We start from the raw sequence: 24,640 nt of genomic DNA on the forward strand, positions 1-24,640 counted from the left end.
AACTTTCTACCGTTTGTATATTTCTTTCAGAAACATAGGTTATTCTTTTTTCCCTGCAATCACAATGACAATCTCCCCTTTCGCAGGCTTTTGCTGATAATAGTCTAATACTTCTGGTAACAGACCATTAGTTGTCTCTTCAAAAAGCTTTGTTAACTCACGAGACACCGAAACCTGGCGATCTGCTCCAAAATACTCTATAAACTGCTCTAATGTTTTTAGCAATCGGTGGGGAGATTCATAAAATATCATGGTACGTTCTTCTTCTGCAAGCTCTTTCAAGCGAGTCTGACGACCTTTCTTCTGAGGTAGAAAACCCTCAAAAACAAACCGCTCTGTTGGCAAGCCAGATTTTACCAAGGCTGGAACAAAGGCCGTTGGACCAGGCAAACATTCCACAGTCAAATCATTTTGCAAGCATGCTCGTACCAACAAAAATCCTGGATCGCTGATTCCAGGAGTACCTGCATCGGTAACAAGTGCCATCCGTTCTCCTTTTTGCATGCGTTCAATAAGCTTTGTCACTGTCTGATGTTCATTAAATGCATGATGGCTTTGCAGAGGTTTCTGTATTTGCAGATGTTTTAGTAAATGGCCTGTTACACGGGTATCTTCCGCCAGAATTACATCTACTTCTTTCAGAATTCGTATAGAACGAAGTGTTATATCTTCGAGATTACCAATGGGAGTAGGAACAAGAGTGAGGGCAGTCATGAAAATAAATACGTGAGCAAATGAGTATAGCTTCTATTTCCTGCAAAGATAGTATTCTTTGGCAGGGATCATTACTCATTTGCTCATGTATATTCTTAACTGGTAGCAAGCTTATCTATAATCTCAGCCAGTTTTCGGTCTTTGTCTGTTATGATATTGCCTGCATCATGTGTATTTAATTCTATTTCAACACGATTATACACATTAGCCCACCAGGGATGGTGATTCATACGTTCTGCTTCAATAGCTACTTTAGTCATGAAGCCAAAGGCCTCTACGAAATTTTTAAACTGAAATGTTTTCTTCAGTTTATTGTCTTCTTCTTTCCACATAGATGAACAAAGGTTGATTTATACATATATATTCCTTCAAAAAAGATACCCTATACTATATTCCTCGGTCAAACTACACTATTTTCTGAAAGAATACGTGTTCTTATTTTTTCCTTATTCATTATGTGATAAAAATCTATTTTCTTTCCAGCATTCTTAACCGCTCTTCCAGATCGCGTTCCTTACGATACATTTCTTCCTGAGTAGCAGCCAGTTCTTCCATATTCTGACGCAACTCTTCTTCCTGAGATTTCAGCATTTCTGCCTGTTCCTGAGAGTCCTGTAGGAGTCGGGCTGTATGTTCTGCTGTTTTTACAGTCAGAATAGCTGAAGCGACAAATTCACCTGCCTTTTCAAGAAAGCGAATCTGATAGTCTTCAAATCGTTCAAAGCTAGCCAACTCAATAATCGCCTCTACCATATCATTGTATTTCATCGGAACTATTGCCAGACAACCGGGTGTAGCATCACCCAATCCCGATGTAATCTCTATATACCCTTTGGGCACATCTGTGAGTAAAATGGTATCTGCTTCCAGATAAGCCTGACCTACTAACCCTGATCCAGCAGAAATCTGTTTTTGGATAAACTTTTTACGATCAAATGCATAACAGGCCAACATTTCCAAAACTACATCCTTTCCATCACCCTGTACTACAAAAAGGCTACCTTGTTGTGCTTTCAGGTATTTGGTCAGGAAAGAAATTGCTTCATTTGATAATTTCTCCAGATTATTCTGATTATTTCTTACAATTTCTGAAAAACGTGCTAGCCCTTCATTGGTCCAGTTTCGTCTCTCATCTTCTGCCTTTACCAGTTTCATCTGTTCTCTCATCTGAAGTAGCTCCCCTGCCAGCGTCTCTTTATTTAATTCCTTATTTGCCTCCGTTAATCCTTTCCAGTTCACTTCAAAGTTTCCGGCTGACATTGCTTTTACCAACGTGGATGCTTCTTTAAAGTTTTGAATAGATGTGGCAACCACCTGCTCATAGCTTTCATCCCGATCAGAATTACCTGGGTTAAAAAGGTATTTTTCATTATTCTCTTCCAGATCAGACAATAACTTTTTCCGGCTTGCAGCATCTATAGTTAGCTTTCTGACTACTAATCCCAGTATGGGTAACCCAATTACCAGGAGAATTGCCTGCACAATAAGATTACGACTCATCGCAGCTTCATAATCTGCTTGTGCTTTTTGAATTACTACATCTACGTATGCCCGATGCCTGGATGCAAAGGGAGAATACACTTTCCACAAATCATACCCTTTATCCAGCTTCAACAAGGCAAGAAACTCTTCTGTATTTCCTTCTTTTGCCAAGTCCCTCATATGATCACAATGTGAGATATAAGTATTAACAGCTTCTCTTATTTTACCAAACTGAACTCGAGAGGTATCCAGATTTTGTACATGTAGCAGACTGTCTACCTTGGCCATGGTACCTTTGTTCATCTGAATAGAAGACGTGTAAGGTATTAACATCTGTTCATTCTGAGTTAGAGCATATCCTCTCAGACCAAGGTCCATTTTGGTAATGTGCTGAGTGAAGATGTCATCAATCCGTTTTCTCAACTCTTCAGCCTGTAGTTTTATAGCAGTTGTCCTAAGCATTTCCTGTTTATTATACCAGCTTAAAGCAGATGACACAATCATCAGTAAAACTGTAAGTGATATGCCTAACAGAATAAGATTTCTTTCAATAAACTGTTGTATACGGCTCATACGATTGCTCTCTAATGGTTCATTAATACATACTTATACCTATTAAAGGTAAATGATAACCAACCATTAGAAAAACAAAAGCTTCACGTCATATTATTTATGTAATAAAATTGCACGAAATAATCTAATTTATTTTCTACGAGGTTTGCCAGTTGATTTAGTACTTTTCTTTCCTTGTTTTGCATTTGTACCTTTCTGTCGTTTCTTTTCATGAAAGGCACCTTGAAACTCAGGGTTTTCACGTCTTTTTTGATTATCAATTTCACGATTCATTTCCTGATCTTCCTCAAAAGGAGTTTTGAAAATCTCAATTTCAGCAGGAAGAGTCTCTCTTGGAATTGTCATCCGGATCAGTTTCTCAATCTTCTCTATATGGTACTTTTCTGCTTTATTCATGAAAGTAATAGCTTCTCCTGTACGAAAAGCACGTCCTGTACGGCCAATCCGATGTACATAATCTTCATACACAATCGGCACATCAAAATTGATAACATGACTTACCTCCTGTACATCTATCCCTCTGGCCGCCACATCGGTAGCAACCAATACACGTACATTCCCTTCCTTAAACGATTCCATCGAATTGATACGGGTATTCTGTCCTTTATTGGCGTGAATTACCCGAACTTCATCTTCCCGCATCTTCCGAGTTAGAAACCGATATATATTTTCTGCGGTCTGTTTGGTTCTGGTAAATACAATGATTCGACTTAATTCAGCATTTTGTAAAAGATACTCCAGAAAATGTGCTTTGGTCTTGACATTCGGAAGTTCATACAAGCTCTGTTTTACAACTTCAGGAGTTGATGCCTGGGGAGCCACTTCAATTCGGACAGGATGTTCCAGAAATTCTTCAGAAAGTGTTTCTACACGAGGCAAAAACGTAGCAGAAAACAACAGATTCTGTCGCTTCACTGGAATTATCTCCAAAATTCGTCTGATCTGGGGCATAAAACCCATATCCATCATACGATCTGCCTCATCTAACACTAGTGTACGGATATCCTTTGTGATCAATTCTCCTTTCAGGTAGATGTCCATAAACCGACCAGGGGTAGCCACAATTATATCAAGCCCTTTCTGAATGGTTTCGATTTGGGTTTTAGGACCAATACCACCATAAATCCCAAGGTGTCTAATGTCTGTATATTTCCCCAATTCAGTAATAGCTTTGTCAATCTGCATAACCAATTCCCTCGTTGGGGCAAGAATCAACGCACGGGGAGCTACCCCTTGAGCATATTTCACTTTCATGAGAATAGGCAGCAAGTACGCTGCAGTCTTTCCGGTTCCTGTCTGAGCAATCCCCAATACATCATGTCCTCCTTGTACAACAGGGATCGCTTTCTGCTGAATTTCGGTAGGAGTTTCATAACCAGCTTCTGCGACAGCAGTCAGAAGTTGTTTATTCAGTTTGAAACTTTCAAATGTTATGGGTTGTAAATCCGTAGTCATGAGTATAGCCAAAGGCTTTTTTTCGGTAAGAAGAATAGATAAAGTTTTTCCTGATTTGTCACTCAAGCAGATACAACAATAAATCGCATACTTAGATCAGGAATGTATTTTATAGAAACAGGTTGCTGAATAGGTATATTTTGCGCAAAAATAGGAATACAAGCGCTGAATTGAAAAAAGATACTATTTTCGCGTCTTCTCAATTAAAGTCATAAATACGCTAACTATTCCAGAAACTAAGGCATATTCAAAAGAGATAGTACAATTTATGACTAATAAACTTATTTTATTCATACAAACAATCTTAATACCCTAAATAATAAGCCTAAAACAAAAAATGCATATTCTTTTAGTTCATCAATATTTTTTGGAAAAAGACGATCCAGGAGGGTCTCGCTTTAACGAGATGACGCGTGTATGGGCAGAAAACGGACATCAGGTAACTGTTATTGGTGGTATGGTCCATTATGCCAGTGGCAAGAAGCGGGATAAACACAAAGGTAAATTTATTGTTAGAGAGGAGTACGATCAAAATATTACCGTTTACAGATGTCATGTGTCAGAAGCATACAACACAAATTTTATTGGTCGTCTTTGGGCTTATTTTTCTTTTGTTTTTTCCAGCATTATGGCTGGAATCTTTTATGCCCGAAAAAAGTATAATGTGGTGCTTGTTACCTCTCCACCTTTGTTTGTTGGTATAACTGGTTATATTTTATCTCGCTGGAAGCGTATTCCGCTGGTCTTTGAGATACGCGATTTATGGCCGGAATCAGCTATTGATACAGGAATACTAACGAACAAAACAATAATCCGGTTTGCCTATTGGTTTGAGAAGTTCATTTACAAAAAATCCAAACTAATCAACTGCCTCACCCCTGCCTTTCGCATTAAACTGATTGAAGATAAAAAGGTACCTGCTCAAAAAACGGTAATGATACCCAATGCTGCAGACTTTTCTCTTTCAGAAGAACTACTTCATTCCTTTGATGCCAATGAATTTCGTAAAAAACTTAGCTGGCAGGATAAGTTTGTCATTACCTATGTAGGAGCACATGGCGTTGCCAATCACCTGATCCAACTTATTGATGTAGCAGAATCGCTGAAAGATACCAATACCCATATAGTACTTATTGGTGATGGTATGCAAAAACCTATGTTACGTGAAGAAACGCAAAAACGCAATCTTACTAATGTTCAGTTTGTAGACTCAGTTCCAAAGAAAGAAGTTTTTAAATATATCCTTGCCTCTGATCTGGGCACTTCTGTCCTAAAAAAGAATGATACATTCAAAACAGTCTACTCTAATAAAACCTTTGATTATATGTCTTGTCGCAAACCCATCCTGATGGTTATTGATGGAGTTTCCCGGCAACTGGTAGAAGAAGCCCAATGTGGAGTATATGCAGAACCCGAAAATATTGCAGACATAGTAGCCAAAATCCGACTTTATCTCTCAGATAAAGAACGACTTATTATCGATGGTATGAATGGATATACCTATGCCCAAACACATTTTGACCGTGAAAATCTGGCAAAAGAATATCTGCGTGTACTGGATTCAATCAGTAAGAAATAATTATCTGTTGCATTATATACTATAGAGCTTTCCCGTAAACGAACAAAGTGTTCAGAAATGAACACTTTTTCTTTTTTCAGTACTTGAGCACAGAAATCTCAAACAACATATAACTCTCTAAATATCAACACAATACCTCATTTGGCACAAGACTTGAAATATACCTGTCACCTTTCAAAAGAATTTTACGAAAATGGACAGAGAACTTTCAAGCCAAACCCTTCGCCAACGAAAAATCAGAACCTATCTTACCGGATTAGTAGGAGTTGCTATTATTACATCCGGATTTCTGTTTTTCCGTTCTTCTCTCAAGACAAGTATTTCTGCCAATAAAATCCGAACAGCCACAGCCGAACTGGGACCTATCGAAAATACGCTGACGGCGTCCGGAGTACTCATACCAGAGTTTGAGCAAGTAATCTCCAGTCCTATCAAAGCAGAAATAAAGCGGGTCATTGTCACACCCGGCACAACTGTAAAAATTGACCAACCTATTCTGGAGCTGGATAAGTCACAGACCATCAATGACTATGAGAAGCAGAAGGACCAGCTTGATTTAAAACGAAATGCGATTACGCAACTTCGAATTAAACTTCAGAAAAGTCTTTACGAACTCGAAGTAGATAATGCCATAAAAGACTTAAATATTGGAAGTCTGCAAGCCAAACTAAACAATACGCAACATCTTAAAACAGTTGGAGGTGCAACACAGGAAGAGGTTAACGAAGCGGACTTTAATCTGAAGACAGCCGAACTTGAAAAGAAAAAGCTTGCCAATGAATTGAAAACAATGAAACAGTCTGTTACAACAGATCTAAGAGAAATGGAACTACAGGCAAGTATTCAGGAAAAGGATCTTCGGGAACTTGAAACTAAACTGAAACAAGCCGAAATCACAGCTAAACGCAATGGAGTAGTTACCTGGGTAAATGAAAACATTGGCTCTAGTGTATCTGAAGGGGAACAACTTGCTAAAATAGCTGATCTGAATGGGTATAGCATAGAGGGTAGCTGTTCAGATACCTATTCAGAGATGTTGCGAACTGGAATGAGCGTCATTGTTAAAATCAACGAAATTATACTTCGTGGAAGTATCACCAACATACGTCCTACCATCAAAAACAACATCCTGACTTTTATTGTCGCACTGGAAAAGAACAATCATCCAGCATTAAGACCCAATATGAAAGTAGAAGTTTTCATTGTTACCAATGCATCTTCACAAGTGGTTCGGGTAGCTAATGGCCCTGCCTTTTCAGGCAAAGCAGAGCAATCTGTTTTTGTACTTGAGAATGGTGTAGCTCATCGCAGGCAGGTAAAGATTGGTGCGTCAAACTTCGACTTTGTAGAGCTCAAAAACAACATCAAGCCAGGTGAGACAATTATTATATCTGATATGAGTGAATATGAACATTTGAATGATATTTCTATCAACAAGTAACCTATCACTCATTCTCTGACTACTACAACTATGTATTCATACTCACATAAAGTCATATTACTGATTCTTCTTGTGCTATCACCTTTTACAACGAAGGCAATAGCACAAACGCTCTGGACACTTGATGATGTGATTGGTATGGCCAAGGGCCAATCTATTGCATCTAAACAGGCTGAAACGGAGCGAGAAACCAATTACTGGAAATGGCGGACCTACCAGTCGAACTATAAACCACAACTTTCACTATATGGTAATTTGCCTGACTATAATCGTTCATTTACACAGGTATATCAACCAGATGGAAGTATTCAGTTTCAACCTGTTATTAATAATAATGCACTAGCCAGTCTTTCACTTAGCCAGGGTATTGCAGCTACAGGAGCCTCCATCTTTGTCAATAGTCAATTACAACGTTTTGATGATTTTAACAACAATGTAACCCGTTACAATAGTAGTCCGGTGTTGATCGGATTCTCTCAGCCACTATTTGCTTATAATACGCTGCGATGGGATAAAAAGATTGAACCTATCAAGTATCTGGAATCCAGACAAGCGTATATTGAATCCATTGAAACTATTGCCATTAATACGACAGGTCTGTTTTTCGATCTTCTCCTGGCACAAACTAACTTGCAACTGGCAGAATTGAACCGGGAGAACAATGAAAACATCTATAAAATAGCTCAGGAAAGATATAATGTGGGCAAATCTTCTACCAATGACTTACTACAGTTAAAAATGGAGTTACTTAAAGCACAGAAAGCACTGATAGCAGCTCGTCAGAATGAAGAAACCTATTCACGTAATCTGAAATCATATATCGGCTATAGAAGTAATGAACACATTGTGCTGGTGATTCCGGATAGTATTCCTGATATGTATATAGATGCGACTGTTGCTTTAAGAGAGGCTCTGGAAAACAGAAAAGATGCTCTGGCTTTTCGCAGAAGGATACTGGAAGCAGAAAGTGAAATTGCTAAAGCTCGCGGAGAAGTAGGATTCAAGACCAATATCAATGCTACACTAGGCTACTCCAAGGCAGCGTCTACAATTTCAGATGCTTACAAGTCACCACAAAATCTGACAACTGTATTGGTTGAGTTTAATCTGCCTATTATGAACTGGGGACGTGCCAGATCACGGTTGGAAACCAGCAGAGCTAACAAGAAGCTTATTGAATATACAGTAGAACAGGACCGAAATGATTTTGAGAGAGATATCTATACACAGGTAAATCTGTTAAATATGTTGAAAGAACAACTTAAGCTTACCAAAGAAGCAGAGGATATTGCCCAACAGCGTTATCAGATTGCCAAAGACCGATATATTCTTGGAAATCTCAGTATTACGGATCTCAGTCTAGCTTTGCAGGAAAAGGATTTATCCAAACAGGATTATATCACTTCTTTGCGTAATTTCTGGACAGCCCATTATACCATCAGAAATCTAACGCTATACGACTTTCTGAAGAATGAAAAAATTACAGTACCTGCATCCAATGAAAGAGCATTAAGAAACGGCTCTTTATAAAAATAATATCCAAATACTATATCCTACACCCGGGTAGGCTCACCTAAACAAACTTCCTTCGGGATTCAGGAAGTATCAAATTACTATGATTAAGTTAGAAAATATCGAAAAAGTCTATCAGACAAAAACAATTGAAACACTTGCTCTTAATCAAATCAATGTGGAAATAAAGAAAGGCGAGTTCCTATCTATTATGGGTCCATCCGGATGTGGCAAATCAACCTTGCTGAATATCATGGGACTTCTGGATGAGCCATCCAAAGGTAATATAACCATTGATGATGAACCGATTACAAACTACTCAGACAAAAAACTGGCAGCATTTCGGAACAAAACCCTTGGTTTTATTTTTCAAAGCTTTCATTTGATCAATGATCTATCTGTTGTAGACAATGTTGAACTCCCTCTTTTATACCGGACCAGCAGTGCCAAAGAAAGACGAAAGCTGGCAGAGGAAGCTCTTGAAAAAGTAGGACTCAGCAACCGGATGAAACATTTTCCTACACAGCTATCAGGCGGCCAGAAGCAACGGGTTGCCATTGCCAGAGCTATCGTAGGTCGTCCACGAATTATTCTGGCCGATGAGCCTACAGGAAACCTAGATAGTGTGATGGGTAACGAGATCATGAATATTCTTACGCAACTCAACGAAAAAGATGGAGCTACAGTGGTAATGGTGACTCATGATGAACAAATGGCTAAACGCACCCACCGACTTGTCCGGTTATTTGATGGCAGCCAGGTTTTTTAGAGTTCTCTCATTTTAACAACTTAATTCTACAGAAAGATTAATCAAAGAATAGTATGCTTATAAATTATCTGAAAATTGCCTGGAAGGTGCTGGGACGGAATCGGTTCTTTACATTCATTAGTTTGTTTGGAATCAGCTTTACCCTGATGATTCTGCTGGTAATCACGTCCTTCCTGAGTCATCTCCTGGGCGAAAACTATCCGGAAGATAAACGGGACCGATCACTTTATGTGATGCGTTCTGTAATGCGAAACACCAAACAGAATGGACAGATGACAGGTCCGATTTCTGCTTATTTCGTCATAAATTACCTAAAAAAGATGCAATCGCCTGAAAAAGTAGCATTTATGAGTTTTGTACCCAGCAATGTTAATACGTTCGTAGGCAATAAAAAGCTTTCTCTTTTTGCAAAGTATACAGATGCTGAATTCTGGAATGTATTAAACTTCAAGTTCATCGAAGGCAAACCATATCAGACAAACCAAGTAGCTAATAGTGAAAAGGTAGTAGTTATTACAGAAGATACCAGACGACAATATTTTGGTGAGGGTGTAGCCGCGGTAGGAAAATACATCAATATCAACAATGAATCGTATCGTATATCCGGAGTTGTAAAAGAAGTTCCTATTACGCGTATCCACGTTTCGTCAGATGTGTATATGCCGTATACGCATGACAAAATAAATCTGAAAAATCTTGAGTACAATGGTCGGTATTGTGCCATTTTACTGGCTTCCACATCCGCTGACGTTCCAAAAATGCGGGCAGAGTTTGATAATATGGCAGCAAAGCTACCCTTACCTGATCCTAAATCATTTGATAAGTTAATTATCCATGCTGACGACTTTATTGACGGTATGCTTCGCAACTTCACAGGCATCGATGAAGAAAGTCCCAGAGATTACTTCATGCGAATTGGTGCTATCTTCGCCTTTCTGTTTATGCTGCTTCCTGCTGTGAATCTGATTAATGTCAATATCAGTCGTATTCTGGAACGTTCTTCTGAAATAGGTGTCCGCAAAGCATTTGGAGCTTCTTCTCCTCATCTGGTATTGCAGTTTATTGTCGAAAACATTGCCATCACCTTTATCGGTGGACTGATTGGTTTTGTAGGTGCAGGCTTGGTAGTGTACATTATCAATAACAGTGGCCTTATTCCCTATGGAGATCTGACAATCAATTTCACTGTGCTGGCAACAGGTTTGACTCTCTGCCTCATATTTGGAGTGCTTTCAGGTGTATATCCTGCATTTCGGATGTCTCGTCTTCATATTGTTAAGGCACTGAAAGCAGGTGAATAATTTTATTTCTTTTTGTTTTAAGACACTACTGATATGATAAAGCACTTATTCAAATTAATCTGGAATCAAAAGCGAAAAAGCTTTTTACTGATAACAGAGATCTTTTTCTCTTTTATGGTTCTTTTCGCAGTATTAAGCCTTATGGTTAAATACATTCAAAATTATTCAAAACCTATGGGCTTTGAATATGAGAATGTGTGGGTCGTAAACCTGGATAATCTTACAGAAATAGAAACTGATTCATTAGGTACTCCTTTTCATCAAGCCAGAGAGTTTATTACCTCCTTTCCAGAAGTGGAAGCAGTCAGTTTTGCTTCTCAGAATCTTCCTTTCGCTGCATCCACTCACAACTCATCGGTTAAATATGGTAATATAAGCTCTATGGCCCATATCTACACGGTAGAAGATACCTATCCTAAAACCATGAATTTACAAATGAGTAAAGGAAGATGGTTTGATAAAACAGATCAGGGTACTAAATATCAGCCCATTGTTATTACAGAACAACTAAGTCAAAACTTGTTTGGCAATGAAAATCCAATTGGAAAAATTATTAAAGCAGATACTACCCATAAGGTTGTAGGTGTGGTAGCTAGCTACAAAGACAAAGGTGATTTTACAGACCCTGTTGCTGGTATATTTTTTCCTATTTCTGCTGGCAAAGACTATAAATCAAATATACTGGTTAAAGTAAAACCAGGAACCGGGGCTATCTTTGAAGCAAAACTATTCAAAGGACTGGGTGGACTTTTAAGAGGATGGAATGTAGAAATTGAACACCTCACAGACAAAAAAGCTAATCAGAACAAAGTAGTATTTATTCCTATGACCGTTCTACTTATTGTCTGCACATTTCTGATCTTTAATGTTTCTCTTGGCTTATTCGGTATACTCTGGCAAAATATCAACCAGCGTAAGGGAGAAATCGGACTGCGCAGAGCCATTGGCGCTACTGAAAAAGATATATCTAAGCAGTTTATCGGTGAAGTAATGGTAATTGCCACGTTTGCACTTATCATTGGGTTATTCTTTGCAGTACAGTTCCCATTGCTTCATGTCTTTGATTTAGCGGCTGATATATATTTGATTGCCATGCTGATATCTGTTATCGTCATTTATCTACTAGTAATGGTCTGTGCATTTAACCCAAGTCGACAGGCAGCTAGCATCCAACCCGCTATGGCCTTGCATGAAGAATAGACGTGGCGTACTTTCACAACTTGTTTTATGTTCAGGATAGTAAAGTAAAATCAAAAAAACCTTTACATCTTTGTTTATCTTAGATTCGAATCATGATCCTTATTATTGATGATGATAATGCTGTTTCCATTTCACTTCTTTTGTTACTGAGACAGGAAGGATTTGAAGCTCAGACAGCCAGCTCTCCATCTGAAGCCATACAGTTTGTCCAGAACAACAAACCTGAACTGATTATCCTTGATATGAATTTTTCTATTGAGACATCAGGAGAACAAGGATTGAAGTTGCTGGAACAAATCCTGAAAATACATGCCACAGTCCCGGTTATATTAATTACCGGATGGGCAACGATTGATCTGGCAGTAAAGGGCATGAAAGCAGGTGCAAAGGATTTTGTAAGTAAACCCTGGAGCAATATACAATTGCTCCAATCTATTCGCACCATTCTGAGTCTTTCACAAACAAAGACCCAATCAATCAGTCGTAAAAAGCTAAACGAGAAATACTATTTTGACAATATCATTGGAGAAGACCCAAAACTATTACAGGTCTTGGAAACGGTTGGCCGTGTCAGCACTACCGATGCCTCTGTATTGATTATGGGTGAAAGTGGTACGGGCAAAGAACTCATTGCAGAAGCGATACATTATAGTAGCCACCGACAAAAGAAATCCTTTGTCAAGGTAAATCTGGGTGGCATTTCGACAAGCTTGTTTGAAAGCGAGATGTTTGGTCATAAGAGAGGGGCATTTACAGATGCCAAAGCAGACAGAGCTGGCCGATTTGAACTGGCACACAAAGGAACTATATTTCTGGATGAGATTGGAGAACTGGAACTAAGTAATCAGGTGAAATTATTGCGGGTACTACAGGATAAGACATTCGAAGTACTTGGTAGCAGCCAAACCCGGTCAGTAGATGTACGTGTAGTAAGTGCCACAAACCGCGATCTTGAAAAGATGGTAGCAGAAGGAACATTCCGGGAAGACCTTTTTTATCGGATTAATCTTATCACAGTAAAGGTCCCAGCCCTGCGGGAGCGCCCTGGAGATATTCCCTTGCTGGCAGACTTCTTTGTAAACAACCTAAAAGTTATTTACAATCGCCCAGAACTCACTATTAGTAAGCGAGCCAAACAATGGTTGCAAACCCAGCCTCTGCCTGGCAATATCCGGCAGTTGAAAAACCTGGTAGAGCGAACTGTGCTTGTGACGCAAAAAGATACGCTGGAAGTAGAGGATTTTAGTCTGCAACCTGGAGTATCAACAACTGTTCAACCAGTGGTAGATCAACCTGAAATTGGTATAATGACCCTGGAAGAAATGGAAATACAGTTGATTAGAAAGGCACTTGATTTTCATAAACATCGTATAGCCAGAGTAGCCCGATCGCTGGGCCTCAGCCGCAGTGCTCTCTATCGCCGATTAGAAAAATACAATATTCCTTATGACGCTGAAAGTTAAGTATATACTCTTTATTGCTCTTGTTCACTCTATTTTACTGGTATTCAGCTTTTACTGGCTCAAGGATAACAAAATACTATTCATTGTCACAGAGGCACTAATCCTTCTATCTATAGGTGCCTCTGTCATGCTCTATCAGGACTTCATTCAGCCTCTGAAGTTAATTATGACGGGGATTGATTCAATCAAAGACAAAGACTTCAATGTTAAGTTTGTCAAAACAGGAAAATATGAAATGGATCAGTTGATTGGGGTGTACAATATGATGATTGATAAACTTAGGGAAGAACGAACATTACAACAACAACAGCATTTCTTTCTTGAGAATCTGATCCAGGCCTCTCCTATTGGAATTATTATCTTAGACTTTGATCAGAAAATAGCCTCAATCAATCCCAAAGCTGCACAATTTATTGATCTGACAGATCAAACCATCTTTGGAAAGGCGCTTAATGAAGTCTCACATCCATTACTGGAAGCATTAACAGACCTCCCTTCCGGAGAATCCAAAACAGTAAGTATTAATGGCATTGAGATGTATAAATGCCAGAAATCGCATTTTGTTGATCGTGGCTTTCAACGCTATTTTATCACTATTGAAGAATTGTCTGCAGAATTGCTCAAAGCAGAAAAGAATGCCTATGGAAAAGTAATCCGGATGATGGCCCATGAGGTAAATAATTCCATTGGTCCCATCAATTCCATTCTGGATTCAGCACTTACCTATAAGGCAATCGAGAAACCTGAGTATATACACGCTTTACAGGTAGCGATGGAGCGCAATCAACGTCTCAATATTTTTATGCGTAATTTTGCAGATGTAGTGCGTCTTCCTCAACCACAAAGGGAACAAGCAGATATACATCATATTATCAGAGATGTAGCGACACTTATGGAGCAGCAAGCTATAGCAAGTGGCATTGAGTTTAACATTGACATACCTGATTTGCCTTTTCTTGTATTTATTGATGTTCAGCAAATAGAACAAGTATTGGTAAACATTATAAAAAATGCAATTGAGTCTATTGAGCAGAATGGCAAAATAGAATTTATCAGTAAACCAGACCTCCGCACCCTGATAGTTCAGGATTCGGGCAAAGGCATTTCAAAAGAAGCTGCTGCACAGTTATTCTCTCCCTTCTTCAGTACTAAACGTGAAGGTCAGGGAATAGGACTGACTTTAATCCGCGAAATCCTTCTTAATCATGACTGTGATTTTTCTCTTCAGACTCTGGCTACTGGCTACACAGAATTCCGAATTGTGTTTGCATGATCATTTATTTTTTCCTGCTTTATCATTCAGACAAATTTCTCTTATAGAACCTTAACCAAGATTCTAGTTATATACAGCGAATATCAGAATACTGATCGTGTTTCATACTTATCAGGACTCTGATAATTCGTAGAAATAACTGTAGTTCCGATTACTAATAAAAACAACCGGAATTCCAGTCAAACAGAAGAGTGACCTAAACTCCAGTCAACTCAAAAGTGAACAGAGTTTAGGTCAAATGAGAAATTGACCATTATTCGAATATTTTTTCAATATGATCGGTATTGCGGTCAAAACTCAAAACGATTCGAATAATGGTCAATTTATACTTTAATCAAAGAATCTGAGGCGTTCCCAATCATTCTGTTGTGCACAGAATTCCGGTCATAGTCTAAATTAAATAACAATTATTGGTTACACGCCATCTTTTTACAAATGGTAGCAAAAGCCAGAAAATGCCTGTAACCTGGTTTATTTTTATAACTATTATAAAACAGCTATTTCAGACTCATAAAGAATTCCCATATTACAACAGGGACATCTACATCTGTATTCATGTAGCCCAGCTTTTTAATAGGTATTCGGAAATTCCGATTGGAGATAGTATGCCCTCCATTTGCAATACGTATAAAACAAATACGTTTTTCTGTAACTGGAGCCATATAATCTTTCCGAAACACAGTAGGATTTATATTGGGATAATAAGAGCTTTTATAATTCTCAGAGGTACATTGGCTAATTGTAAGCCAGTGTGCTACAGTTTCTTCTGCGCTTTTTACAAAGCCAAAATTTTTGCCATCCAGTATAATTTCACCTCCCTGATAAGGAACAATGGGATCATTTTCTCCACTTACAAACAACATTGATACAGGTTGGCCAATATCCTCACAATCATCATTGCTAGCAGCTGGCATATTGCTACCAATAACAGCGAATCCTTTAAACCATTCCGGATGTTGTCTGGCAAGTTTCATTACCATGGTACCTCCATTTGAAAAACCAACTGCATATACTTCCTTTTTATCAATCTGATACCCATTACTAAAAAAAGCAATAATCTGCTCTGTAAAACTAACATCGTCTATCTGCAACTGTTTAGCAGGATAAGGAGCAGTTTTTCGGCAATCATTCCAGTTGCTCTCGTAACCTTGCGGATAAACTATAATGGCATCTTTTGTCATGTCTGCCTGCTCATCAAATTCATGCCCTGTAAACACCTGCATCAGACTCGCCCACATTCCCGTACCATGATAGGCAATAATCAGTTTGGGATGGGACGAAACTTGTCTAGGTACATGATACACAAATGTTCGCTCAAAATTGCCAATAGTCAGGGTTGCCTTTTTAAGAGGATTAACTAAATTCCATCGATAAGCATAAAGACCTATGATTACGGCAATCATGCCTATAAGAGCGATAACTACTACTACTAATTGATACATCTTTTTCTTTGTAAACATTCGAATTTTCTATTTTTCAGAACAGACGAAAGGCACAAAAAAAAGACTCAGAAAAAATCAGATAATTTTTTCTGAGTCAACAAAAGAGGGCTTTTTATAGTCTACGACATTCCCATATACATCATTTGTAAGAAAACAATTGCCTTTTATGGTATCCTTCAATTTTTGACGGGCACGTTGGATTCGTGATTTTACTGTACTTAAAGGCAGTTGATGTTTCTTTGCATAATCTGTTTGCTTTACACCTTCAATTTCAACCGCAATCATAAGTTGTCGTTCTTCCTCTGGTAATATGTCAATCAACAGTTGGATACACTGTAACACTTCTTCATTGCCTTCATTACTATATTCTTCCGTAGAGACCAACTCTCCTATTTCCTGCGTTAGCAAACTCTGTTCACGCCGATAATAATCCATTAAAGTAGTGTATACAATCCGCTTGAGCCAGGAAGTAAGTTTATCTTCATGCTGAAGTGTTTGAATAGACTGATGTACTTTGATCAATACTTCCTGAGTCACTTCATCAATGATATTCTTATCGGAAGTTAACTTGTGAATATAGGCAGTAATAATACTGTATATTTCCTGATATGCTTTCATGACTCTTTTTTGAATGTATACCCTATATAAACTTATAAAGACGATTGTGTAAGCAAAGGCTGTAAAATAACCCAAACATTTTCAGCTACGATTCGGTGTCCTTCTGCTGTAGGATGTATGCCATCTGACTGATTAAGGGACGGGATTCCTGCTACTTTATCCAGCAGGAACGGAATCAGGACAGCCTGATTTGCTTCAGCTAACTTAGGATAAAGATCTTTAAACTCAGTAATATACTTTTTGCCCAGATTAGGCGGCATCTGCATTCCTGCCAATACGAGCTTTGTATCTGGATTTTTGGCCTTTACGGTGTCAATAATAGCCTGTAGATTTTTTCGGGTATCAGACAGTTCAATCCCACGCAAACCGTCATTTGCTCCAAGTTCAAGAACAAATATATCTACAGGTTGTCGCAACACCCAGCTGATACGGGCTTTCCCTCCAGCAGAGGTTTCACCACTCAAGCCAGCATTAATAACGGTATATGGCAACTTCAACGAATCTATTTTTTTCTGTATCAGTGAAGAAAATGCTTCTGTTGGATCTAATCCGTATCCGGCCGTAAGGCTATTTCCAAAAAATAAAATAGTCTGCTTTTTAGCAAGAGGCATCTTATTTGTTTGGGTTGAATCATTTGCATTGACTCTTTCGGAGTTGGTCTGATCCTCAGTTGACCTGGAAGAACAGGCAAACAATGTTAATCCCATAACCCAAAGGACAACAAAATGATAAATGGTTGTTTTCAAGGTTGACATTTGAACTGTTATTATGTATTGTTGTTAAATCAGATAACTATAAAAGATTCAATCTCTGAAAATTTTTCCTGTGTCTATTCGTCTTTCAGAATATAGGATAAAATTTCAGACTTGAAAGATACTATTTCCCTATACGAATCAAAACGGATTTTATTGGATGGCACCTTTTTACGTGGATAATTTCCAACATACAAAGGGTACCATTATAATTATCAAACCGACAAATCATATATTCATGTCTATTCTTCGTGTGCAGGACTTAACCAAGTCCTATCAAAGTGGCGGCCGCACTCTTACAGTGTTGGAAGCAGTAAGCTTCGAATTACAACCTGGTGATACCTTTTCCATTGTAGGTCCTTCAGGCAGTGGTAAAACTACTTTGCTAGGGTTATGTGCAGGTTTAGACAGAGCATCTTCTGGAAGTGTATATCTGAATGACATATGTTTGGATAATCTTACAGAAGACCAACGTGCTGCAGTACGGAATGAACATGTAGGATTTATCTTTCAGAATTTCCAGTTGTTGCCTACTCTTACGGCATTAGAAAACGTGATGGTTCCGATGGAATTACGAGGAGCAAAAAATGCACGAGCTTATGCACAGGAATTGCTCGAACGTGTAGGACTGGGTCAGAGAGGTCATCACTATCCTACTCAGTTATCGGGAGGAGAACAACAACGGGTTTCTCTGGCAAGAGCATTTTCCAACCGTCCCAAAATCCTGTTTGCCGATGAACCTACAGGTAATCTGGATGATGAAACCAGTATTAAAGTCGAAAATCTGTTGTTTGAACTAAATCGGGAGAATGGTACGACGCTGGTTCTGGTGACTCATGATCTGGAACTTGCAGCCAAAACACAGAGAATTATCCTTATCAAAGGAGGTAAAGTAATAGCAGATAGCATATCTGCTATTATTTCATAAAAATAAAGGCTTCCCTGTAGAGAGAAGCCTTTATTTTTATATATATGACTAATTAGTCTTTCTTGTTATTCTTATTTAGAGAGTCCTGCACCATAATATCATTTTCCTTCACGTTGGGTGCATTATCTGCTTCTGTGTTACGATTCTGACGTTTGTAGTTATCCGTTGCAGTCAATGGGTTTACAACAGTTTCTACTGTTCTTCCAGGAGCTACGGTTACTACCTCTTCTTTTTCAGTCTGTGGGTTCTTATAGTTACGTTTTACCTTCACAGTCTCCTTGCGATCTGTAGAAACAGCCTTAGTAGCTTTCTGTGATTTACTGGTTTGTGTAAGACCATATGGGTGTTTATAGTCACCAGAGCTTTGTGCCTGCACAGCTACAACTGAAACAAGGACGAATATAAATATAGAAAGAAGCGTTTTCATAAATTTAAAATTAAAGTTTAAATACAATTACCGAGTAAAATATCAATTGCAATTCTCGTACCAAAACAACCAAAAAACCTTTATAAATCAAAGATATTTTTAAGTTTTTAGATCAAAAAACATTTATTTTCCTTACATATCACCTATTTTTATTAAACATTTAAATAAAAACACAAAATCTCATAATAAACATTTCAATGAAAAATATATAAATAATACAATTAATTGAAGAAAAGTAAAAATAAGTACTTATACTCATACTCATTTTTTCAAAACTCACTTTCCGCAAATCATAAGTAGATCTCTTCAAAACACGTACAAATCTCAACACTAATCCAACGATTTACACAAATGGAAAACTAGTATACCTTATAAAACAAGCCTACCAGCAAAAGCACAAAAAATGAAAATAATTAAACCAGATTGTCTTTGATGTGTACTATATAAATTGCTCTAAATAAAAAGAGCCTGAACATGTAAAATGCTCAGGCTCTTTTTATTTAAAAATTTTTTTTTTCATTCTCGGCTTACTACAGCTTTTCGGAACTGATCTCCCCGATCTTCATAATTACGGAACAGGTCGAAACTGGCACAAGCTGGGGAAAGCAATACCACATCTCCAGGCCTGCCAATTTCCGTGCCTAGCGTTATGACATCTTCAATACTCTGACTTTCATAAATAGCAGGTATTTTTCCCTTAAAAAATGCCTGCAGTTTGCTATTATCTTTACCCAAACAAATAAGGGCTTTTACCTTCTGTTTTACAAGCTCTTCTATTTGAGTATAATCATTTCCCTTATCTACACCACCCGCAATCCAGATCAATGGTTCCTGATCAAAACTACCTAAAGCGTAAAACACAGAATCTACATTTGTTGCTTTAGAATCATTGATAAATGTAACCCCATTTATTTCGCCTACTTTCTCTAATCTATGAGGGGCGTTTCTGAAAGTCTGCAATCCTGCCAGAATAGCTGTGTCATTAATACCCGCAATCTGACAGGCTAACAGTGCACAGGAAATATTCAATGCATTGTGTACACCTTTCAATGGGAGGTCTTTTATAGCTATTTGTATTTCTGATGTCCTATAACTTGTTCTAAGTAACGAATCTGTCACATACGAAAGGTTTGTATTACCTAACTCTGCCCCCTCAGGACTGGTTGTAATTGGTAAAGCAAGAGGCTTCAACTCAATAGTCTCCAGCTTTTCTTTAATGGGAGGACTATCTCTATAATAGATAAAATAGTCTTCTGGTGTTTGAGACTGAATGACCCTAAACTTTGAATCAATATAGTTTTCAAACTTATAATCATACCGATCCAAGTGATCAGGTGTAATATTGGTCAGTATAGAAATATATGGACGAAAGGTATAACTATTGTCTAACTGAAAACTACTCATTTCCAATACATACCAGTCAAATTTATCTTCAATCACCAACTCTGCAAAACTATGCCCTACATTTCCTGCTAGTCCTACATTGAGACCAGCCTCTTTAAATAAGTGGTAGGTTAATAGTGTTGTGGTAGTCTTTCCATTAGAACCAGTTATGGCAACAAGCTTTGCTTTTGTATAGCGTGAGGCAAACTCTATTTCAGAAATGACAGGAATGCTCAGCGCTTTTAGTTTCTTGATGATATCAACCTTATCAGGAATACCAGGACTTTTAATTACTTCAGTGGCATCCAGAATCAAGTCTTCAGTATGTGTTTCTTCTTCAAACGGAATATCATTGTCCCTCAACGTTTGCCGATAACTTTCCTGTAATTTTCCTTTATCGGATAAAAACACCTCAAATCCTTTTGCTTTAGCCAGTAAAGCTGCTCCTACTCCGCTTTCACCGCCACCCAAAACAACAATTTTCATATGATTCGTTAATTAACTGCTGATTAAAACCTCTAAGTGGATATTGATTATCGTAGCTTTAGCGTTGCGATACTAAATACAGCCAGAATAATGGCAATGATAAAGAATCGGATTACAATTTTTGATTCATGATATCCCAAACGCTGGTAGTGGTGATGTAACGGAGCCATTTTAAACAAGCGGTGTTCTCGTGCATACTCTATACCTCTGCGTCGTTTCTGGTATTTAAAGTAGTACACCTGTAAGATAACAGAAATATTTTCTGCCAGGAATATGCCACAGATGATTGGAATCATTAATTCTTTACGAACAATCAACGCAATTACCGCAATAATTCCACCTAATGTTAAACTACCTGTATCACCCATAAATACAGAAGCTGGATAGGAGTTGTACCACAGAAATCCTACACACGCACCCACAAAAGCGGCACAAAATATTACTAACTCGCCAAGATGAGGTATGTACATAATTTTCAGATAGTTTGCAAAAATCGCGTTCCCTGACAAGTAGGCAAATAGCCCAAGGGTAAGGCCGATAATTGCTGAGGTGCCTGCCGCTAATCCATCTATCCCATCTGTAATATTAGCTCCATTGGAAACAGCCGTAATAATAAAAATAGCTATTAATACATATACTATCCACTGATAATCATGGGGAAGAAAAGTCAGAATTTGCCCATAATCCAGTTCATTATTTTTAAAAAAAGGAACTGTTGTTGTTAGTGACTTGATATCATGGTATTTGGTTGCAGCGATATTATCGTAGTTGATACGACCTTCATATTTACGAATCACCACATTGTCATTATAATAAAGTGTAAGCCCAATAATCAATCCTAAACCAACTTGCCCAACAATTTTAAACCGGCCACTTAACCCTTCCTTATTCTTTTTAAATACTTTAATATAGTCATCTATAAACCCTATCAATCCAAGCCATATGGTACTTATTATCAATAAGATAATATATACATTATCTAATCGCGCAAACAAAAGCACTGGTAACAGAATAGAACCAATGATAATAAATCCACCCATTGTTGGTGTTCCTTTTTTTTCCATTTGTCCCTGAAGGCCCAGATCTCTAATGGACTCTCCTACCTGTAATCGTCGCAGAAGATTGATAAGCTGCTTTCCGTATATAGCTCCAATAGACATAGCGATGATCAACGCCATACTGGCACGAAATGAAAGAAAGCGGAATACGCCAGCACCAAAGAAATCAAACTGTTTGTCTAAATAGTCAAAAAGATAGTAAAGCATCTATATAATACGGGTTAAAAATACAGCAAATTAAGGGGATTGTATAAGTATGGTATGTATACCTTAAGCTTCAAATAGTTCTGTTATAATTTTCTTGTCATCAAAAGGATATTTTACTCCTTTAATTTCCTGATATGTCTCATGTCCTTTTCCGGCAATCAGAATAATATCTCCTGGCTGTGCCAGTGCCACTGCTTTAGCAATAGCTTCTTTTCTATCTACAATTGTCTGTACACGGTTACGATCCGTAATTTTTACTCCTTTCTCCATATCTGCTAATATGGCCTCTGGCTCTTCAAAGCGTGGATTGTCAGAAGTTAAGAGTATCTTATCGCTTAGTTTACAGGCAATTTCTGCCATTACAGGACGTTTTGCTGCGTCACGATTGCCACCACACCCTACAATTGTAATTACTTTGCCTCCATCCTTCAGCTCCTGTATAGTTTCCAATACATTTTCCAATGCATCAGGGGTATGTGCATAGTCTACAATTCCAATTACTCCCTCAGCAGATCTCACCTGATCAAAACGACCAGGTGCAGGTAATACATCTGATAACTGCATCAATACTTCTTCGATAGGCTCTTCCAATAAAATCGCAGTAGCATATACCCCAAGAATATTGTAGGCATTGAACTCTCCTATCAACTTAAACCACACTTCTTTCCCTTCTATTTCCATTTCCAGGCCATGTAGTGTATTGGCAATCAAACGTCCTTTAAAGGGAGCAGGGTTGACTAACGAAAAAGTTGCTTTATGGGCACTTGTATTCTGAAGCATTATCAGGCCTCGCTTGTCATCCAGATTTGCCAGTGCAAAGGCGGATGAAGGTAGTTCGTCAAAGAGCTTCTTCTTGGCCTTAATATAATTATCAAATGTCTGATGAAAATCCAGGTGATCGTGTGTGATGTTTGTAAATATAGCTCCTGTAAATTTTACTCCAGCTGTCCTTTCCTGTACAATAGCATGCGAACTAGCTTCCATAAAAGCATGTGTACATCCGGCAGACACCATATCAGCCAGTAAGGCATTGAGGTTTATTGCATCCGGAGTAGTATGTGTAGCTTCTACAGGCTTGTCATCAATATAATTACGTACAGTAGATAACATCCCTGTCCGATATCCTAATCGGCGAAAGAGTTGATACAATAATGTTACAGTAGTTGTTTTGCCATTAGTCCCTGTAACAGCTACCAGTTTAAGTTTTTCGGAAGGATTACCATAAAAGTTAGAAGCTATAAATCCTAAGGCTTTGGCACTATCACTAACCTGAACATACACAACAGAAGCAACCTGTATGTCAGGAAGCTGCTCACATACTATAGCTGTGGCACCCAATTCAACAGCTTTTGCTATAAACTGATGACCATCCGTTTGTGTACCACGTACAGCTGCGAACAGACTTCCTGGCTGCACTTGCCGTGAGTCCAGACACAACTTTGTGATTTGTTGAGTAGTATCACCTGTAGTAGCTAGTACAGGAACACCTTGCAATAATTGGGAAAGTGAAGCAGCCAAAGGATTTTTGCTATTTATTGATTGATATTTACGTAAAAAACCGAATAATGTCGGCAAAAATAATATCTTTTTTGAAGTGCAAACTTATTTGACAGGAATAGTCACATAAATCTGCTAATGCATTTACTATCTATATATACTGAAAGAACTTCTGGAGTTATCCTACTGTATTACACTTTAGCCTACATTCTTCTGTTCATATAACTCAAATGTATCCAGATTCAGCGCCAGTAGCTTACCCACATTTTGAAGAGGAGAAATAGTTTTTAACTGATCTAGTACAGGGCCATAATAACAACCATTATCTAACGGAATAATATTGTTTCGCTGTTCTATTCTATGACGAATGATATCCAGATCTGTGACGTCATGTCCATGCACAATAGTCTTCTGAGTAGGATTATGTTGAAATCGCCGGATGGTAAGCATCGCATCAAAATCCTCGAAGGGCTGTATACTGGAAAAACGAAAACCTGCATGCACCAGATAAAACCGATCAAGCTCAAAATAATTTGTAAGACAATCAAAGAAGGCACTATACTCTGGCAATAGATGCATATCCTTGTCAAGTAGTTTGTATAATTTCTCTGACTGGATGCTTTGCAGGAAGAACTTCTGATAAACGCCCTGATGATAGTGAATATAATTATCCAGAAAGTTCTCTTCATGATTTCCCTTCAGAGGAAAGACCTGATATCCTTCTTCCTGTAACTGTAAGATAAAATCAATAACACCCACACTATCAGGCCCGCGATCTATGTAATCGCCTAGTAGAAAAAGTTGATCCGCTTGTCTTAGCTGAAGCTGCTCTTCAACCAATGTTCGAAAAGTATGAGCAAATCCATGTATATCGGGCACAACGAAACGCCTGCCACTGATAGGATTGGGGATACTAAAGTTTTTATAACTGAATGGAGAAGACATGTAACTTTCTATATAAAAATGACTTCAAAGATACTTTATATACACCTTAATTTGCATAGCGTCTACACCTTTAAATCTGCCGTTGGCGGGATCATTTCAACGTTTCATCCAAATTATCTATTTTATATAAAGGAA

21 protein-coding genes are annotated in these 24,640 nt (G+C 38.1%); 9 read left to right on the forward strand and 12 right to left on the reverse strand.

Annotated elements, in window-relative coordinates; genetic code table 11:
* Nucleotides 1–39: 39 nt before the first annotated feature.
* The 4 genes from rsmI to QNI22_RS25955 form a co-directional block, all read right to left on the reverse strand.
* On the reverse strand, nucleotides 40–714 hold the full coding sequence (rsmI, locus tag QNI22_RS25940) for a 16S rRNA (cytidine(1402)-2'-O)-methyltransferase (protein WP_314515122.1): 675 nt from the start codon (nucleotides 712–714) through the stop codon (nucleotides 40–42).
* A gap of 95 nt (nucleotides 715–809) precedes the next feature.
* Complete coding sequence (locus QNI22_RS25945) at nucleotides 810–1,046, reverse strand: 4a-hydroxytetrahydrobiopterin dehydratase (protein WP_314515123.1); 237 nt, start codon at nucleotides 1,044–1,046, stop codon at nucleotides 810–812.
* A 136-nt stretch (nucleotides 1,047–1,182) separates the two neighbouring features.
* Complete coding sequence (locus QNI22_RS25950) at nucleotides 1,183–2,769, reverse strand: GAF domain-containing protein (RefSeq protein ID WP_314515126.1); 1,587 nt, start codon at nucleotides 2,767–2,769, stop codon at nucleotides 1,183–1,185.
* A 129-nt stretch (nucleotides 2,770–2,898) separates the two neighbouring features.
* On the reverse strand, nucleotides 2,899–4,224 hold the full coding sequence (locus QNI22_RS25955; RefSeq protein WP_314515127.1) for a DEAD/DEAH box helicase: 1,326 nt from the start codon (nucleotides 4,222–4,224) through the stop codon (nucleotides 2,899–2,901).
* A 337-nt stretch (nucleotides 4,225–4,561) separates the two neighbouring features.
* On the opposite strand from QNI22_RS25955, the gene QNI22_RS25960 reads away from it, so the two are divergent.
* From QNI22_RS25960 to QNI22_RS25995, 8 genes are all read left to right on the forward strand, one after another.
* The gene (locus QNI22_RS25960; protein WP_314515129.1) at nucleotides 4,562–5,803 is read left to right on the forward strand and encodes a glycosyltransferase family 4 protein; all 1,242 of its coding nucleotides are present in this window, start codon (nucleotides 4,562–4,564) and stop codon (nucleotides 5,801–5,803) included.
* 193 nt (nucleotides 5,804–5,996) lie between these two features.
* A complete protein-coding gene (locus QNI22_RS25965) occupies nucleotides 5,997–7,244 on the forward strand; it encodes an efflux RND transporter periplasmic adaptor subunit (protein WP_314515131.1) in 1,248 nt (415 codons plus the stop codon).
* A 30-nt stretch (nucleotides 7,245–7,274) separates the two neighbouring features.
* On the forward strand, nucleotides 7,275–8,774 hold the full coding sequence (locus QNI22_RS25970; protein WP_314515133.1) for a TolC family protein: 1,500 nt from the start codon (nucleotides 7,275–7,277) through the stop codon (nucleotides 8,772–8,774).
* Nucleotides 8,775–8,859: 85 nt separating this feature from the next.
* Nucleotides 8,860–9,525 carry an ABC transporter ATP-binding protein gene (locus tag QNI22_RS25975; RefSeq protein ID WP_313977158.1) on the forward strand — a complete coding sequence of 222 codons (666 nt, stop codon included), beginning with the start codon at nucleotides 8,860–8,862 and terminating at the stop codon, nucleotides 9,523–9,525.
* 53 nt (nucleotides 9,526–9,578) lie between these two features.
* Nucleotides 9,579–10,826, forward strand: a complete 1,248-nt coding sequence (locus QNI22_RS25980; RefSeq protein ID WP_314515136.1) for an ABC transporter permease — start codon at nucleotides 9,579–9,581, stop codon at nucleotides 10,824–10,826.
* Nucleotides 10,827–10,859: 33 nt separating this feature from the next.
* Nucleotides 10,860–12,026, forward strand: coding sequence for an ABC transporter permease (locus QNI22_RS25985; RefSeq protein WP_314515138.1), 1,167 nt, complete (start codon nucleotides 10,860–10,862; stop codon nucleotides 12,024–12,026).
* Nucleotides 12,027–12,118: 92 nt separating this feature from the next.
* Entirely contained in the window at nucleotides 12,119–13,489 is a 1,371-nt protein-coding gene (locus tag QNI22_RS25990; RefSeq protein ID WP_314515140.1) for a sigma-54-dependent transcriptional regulator, read from the forward strand.
* Nucleotides 13,473–14,762, forward strand: coding sequence for a sensor histidine kinase (locus QNI22_RS25995; RefSeq protein WP_314515141.1), 1,290 nt, complete (start codon nucleotides 13,473–13,475; stop codon nucleotides 14,760–14,762). Before QNI22_RS25990 ends, QNI22_RS25995 begins: the two co-directional genes overlap by 17 nt.
* A 497-nt stretch (nucleotides 14,763–15,259) precedes the next feature.
* On the opposite strand, the gene QNI22_RS26000 is transcribed toward QNI22_RS25995, so the two are convergent.
* From QNI22_RS26000 to QNI22_RS26010, 3 genes are read right to left on the reverse strand one after another with little or no spacing between them, the layout of a single operon-like run.
* Nucleotides 15,260–16,222, reverse strand: a complete 963-nt coding sequence (locus tag QNI22_RS26000; protein ID WP_314515144.1) for a CE1 family esterase — start codon at nucleotides 16,220–16,222, stop codon at nucleotides 15,260–15,262.
* Nucleotides 16,223–16,279: 57 nt separating this feature from the next.
* Nucleotides 16,280–16,822 carry a sigma-70 family RNA polymerase sigma factor gene (locus QNI22_RS26005; protein WP_314515147.1) on the reverse strand — a complete coding sequence of 181 codons (543 nt, stop codon included), beginning with the start codon at nucleotides 16,820–16,822 and terminating at the stop codon, nucleotides 16,280–16,282.
* Between the two features lie 32 nt (nucleotides 16,823–16,854).
* Complete coding sequence (locus QNI22_RS26010) at nucleotides 16,855–17,577, reverse strand: arylesterase (RefSeq protein ID WP_419836245.1); 723 nt, start codon at nucleotides 17,575–17,577, stop codon at nucleotides 16,855–16,857.
* Between the two features lie 235 nt (nucleotides 17,578–17,812).
* Between QNI22_RS26010 and QNI22_RS26015 the strand changes: the two genes are divergently transcribed.
* Complete coding sequence (locus tag QNI22_RS26015) at nucleotides 17,813–18,502, forward strand: ABC transporter ATP-binding protein (RefSeq protein WP_314515152.1); 690 nt, start codon at nucleotides 17,813–17,815, stop codon at nucleotides 18,500–18,502.
* A gap of 52 nt (nucleotides 18,503–18,554) precedes the next feature.
* Here QNI22_RS26015 and QNI22_RS26020 read toward each other — a convergent pair whose 3' ends face one another.
* The 5 genes from QNI22_RS26020 to QNI22_RS26040 all read right to left on the reverse strand — a co-directional run bounded on the left by QNI22_RS26020 (nucleotide 18,555) and on the right by QNI22_RS26040 (nucleotide 24,505).
* On the reverse strand, nucleotides 18,555–18,929 hold the full coding sequence (locus QNI22_RS26020) for a hypothetical protein (protein ID WP_314515155.1): 375 nt from the start codon (nucleotides 18,927–18,929) through the stop codon (nucleotides 18,555–18,557).
* A gap of 516 nt (nucleotides 18,930–19,445) precedes the next feature.
* Nucleotides 19,446–20,798 (reverse strand): UDP-N-acetylmuramoyl-L-alanine--D-glutamate ligase, encoded by a 1,353-nt coding sequence (gene murD, locus QNI22_RS26025; RefSeq protein ID WP_314515158.1) that lies wholly within the window; start codon nucleotides 20,796–20,798, stop codon nucleotides 19,446–19,448.
* 47 nt (nucleotides 20,799–20,845) lie between these two features.
* Nucleotides 20,846–22,063, reverse strand: coding sequence for a phospho-N-acetylmuramoyl-pentapeptide-transferase (gene mraY / locus QNI22_RS26030; protein WP_314515162.1), 1,218 nt, complete (start codon nucleotides 22,061–22,063; stop codon nucleotides 20,846–20,848).
* Nucleotides 22,064–22,126: 63 nt separating this feature from the next.
* The gene (locus QNI22_RS26035; RefSeq protein ID WP_314515163.1) at nucleotides 22,127–23,581 is read right to left on the reverse strand and encodes a UDP-N-acetylmuramoyl-L-alanyl-D-glutamate--2,6-diaminopimelate ligase; all 1,455 of its coding nucleotides are present in this window, start codon (nucleotides 23,579–23,581) and stop codon (nucleotides 22,127–22,129) included.
* Between the two features lie 177 nt (nucleotides 23,582–23,758).
* Nucleotides 23,759–24,505: a metallophosphoesterase gene (locus QNI22_RS26040; RefSeq protein WP_314515165.1), complete on the reverse strand. Its 747-nt coding sequence runs from the start codon at nucleotides 24,503–24,505 to the stop codon at nucleotides 23,759–23,761.
* Nucleotides 24,506–24,640 lie beyond the last annotated feature (135 nt).

The sequence above is a fragment of the Xanthocytophaga agilis genome (genome assembly GCF_030068605.1).
Lineage (GTDB): Bacteria > Bacteroidota > Bacteroidia > Cytophagales > 172606-1 > Xanthocytophaga > Xanthocytophaga agilis.

Coding starts and splice junctions, on each gene's coding strand:
- QNI22_RS25990 (WP_314515140.1), top strand. CDS start 12,119: ATGATCCTTATTATTGATGATGATAATGCTGTTTCCATTTCACTTCTT.
- QNI22_RS25955 (WP_314515127.1), bottom strand. CDS start 4,224: ATGACTACGGATTTACAACCCATAACATTTGAAAGTTTCAAACTGAAT.
- QNI22_RS26015 (WP_314515152.1), top strand. CDS start 17,813: ATGTCTATTCTTCGTGTGCAGGACTTAACCAAGTCCTATCAAAGTGGC.
- QNI22_RS25965 (WP_314515131.1), top strand. CDS start 5,997: ATGGACAGAGAACTTTCAAGCCAAACCCTTCGCCAACGAAAAATCAGA.
- QNI22_RS25950 (WP_314515126.1), bottom strand. CDS start 2,769: ATGAGCCGTATACAACAGTTTATTGAAAGAAATCTTATTCTGTTAGGC.
- QNI22_RS26010 (WP_419836245.1), bottom strand. CDS start 17,577: ATGTCAACCTTGAAAACAACCATTTATCATTTTGTTGTCCTTTGGGTT.
- QNI22_RS26005 (WP_314515147.1), bottom strand. CDS start 16,822: ATGAAAGCATATCAGGAAATATACAGTATTATTACTGCCTATATTCAC.
- QNI22_RS25985 (WP_314515138.1), top strand. CDS start 10,860: ATGATAAAGCACTTATTCAAATTAATCTGGAATCAAAAGCGAAAAAGC.
- mraY (WP_314515162.1), bottom strand. CDS start 22,063: ATGCTTTACTATCTTTTTGACTATTTAGACAAACAGTTTGATTTCTTT.
- QNI22_RS25970 (WP_314515133.1), top strand. CDS start 7,275: ATGTATTCATACTCACATAAAGTCATATTACTGATTCTTCTTGTGCTA.
- rsmI (WP_314515122.1), bottom strand. CDS start 714: ATGACTGCCCTCACTCTTGTTCCTACTCCCATTGGTAATCTCGAAGAT.
- QNI22_RS25960 (WP_314515129.1), top strand. CDS start 4,562: ATGCATATTCTTTTAGTTCATCAATATTTTTTGGAAAAAGACGATCCA.
- QNI22_RS26020 (WP_314515155.1), bottom strand. CDS start 18,929: ATGAAAACGCTTCTTTCTATATTTATATTCGTCCTTGTTTCAGTTGTA.
- QNI22_RS25975 (WP_313977158.1), top strand. CDS start 8,860: ATGATTAAGTTAGAAAATATCGAAAAAGTCTATCAGACAAAAACAATT.
- QNI22_RS25945 (WP_314515123.1), bottom strand. CDS start 1,046: ATGTGGAAAGAAGAAGACAATAAACTGAAGAAAACATTTCAGTTTAAA.
- QNI22_RS25995 (WP_314515141.1), top strand. CDS start 13,473: ATGACGCTGAAAGTTAAGTATATACTCTTTATTGCTCTTGTTCACTCT.
- QNI22_RS25980 (WP_314515136.1), top strand. CDS start 9,579: ATGCTTATAAATTATCTGAAAATTGCCTGGAAGGTGCTGGGACGGAAT.
- QNI22_RS26000 (WP_314515144.1), bottom strand. CDS start 16,222: ATGTTTACAAAGAAAAAGATGTATCAATTAGTAGTAGTAGTTATCGCT.
- murD (WP_314515158.1), bottom strand. CDS start 20,798: ATGAAAATTGTTGTTTTGGGTGGCGGTGAAAGCGGAGTAGGAGCAGCT.
- QNI22_RS26040 (WP_314515165.1), bottom strand. CDS start 24,505: ATGTCTTCTCCATTCAGTTATAAAAACTTTAGTATCCCCAATCCTATC.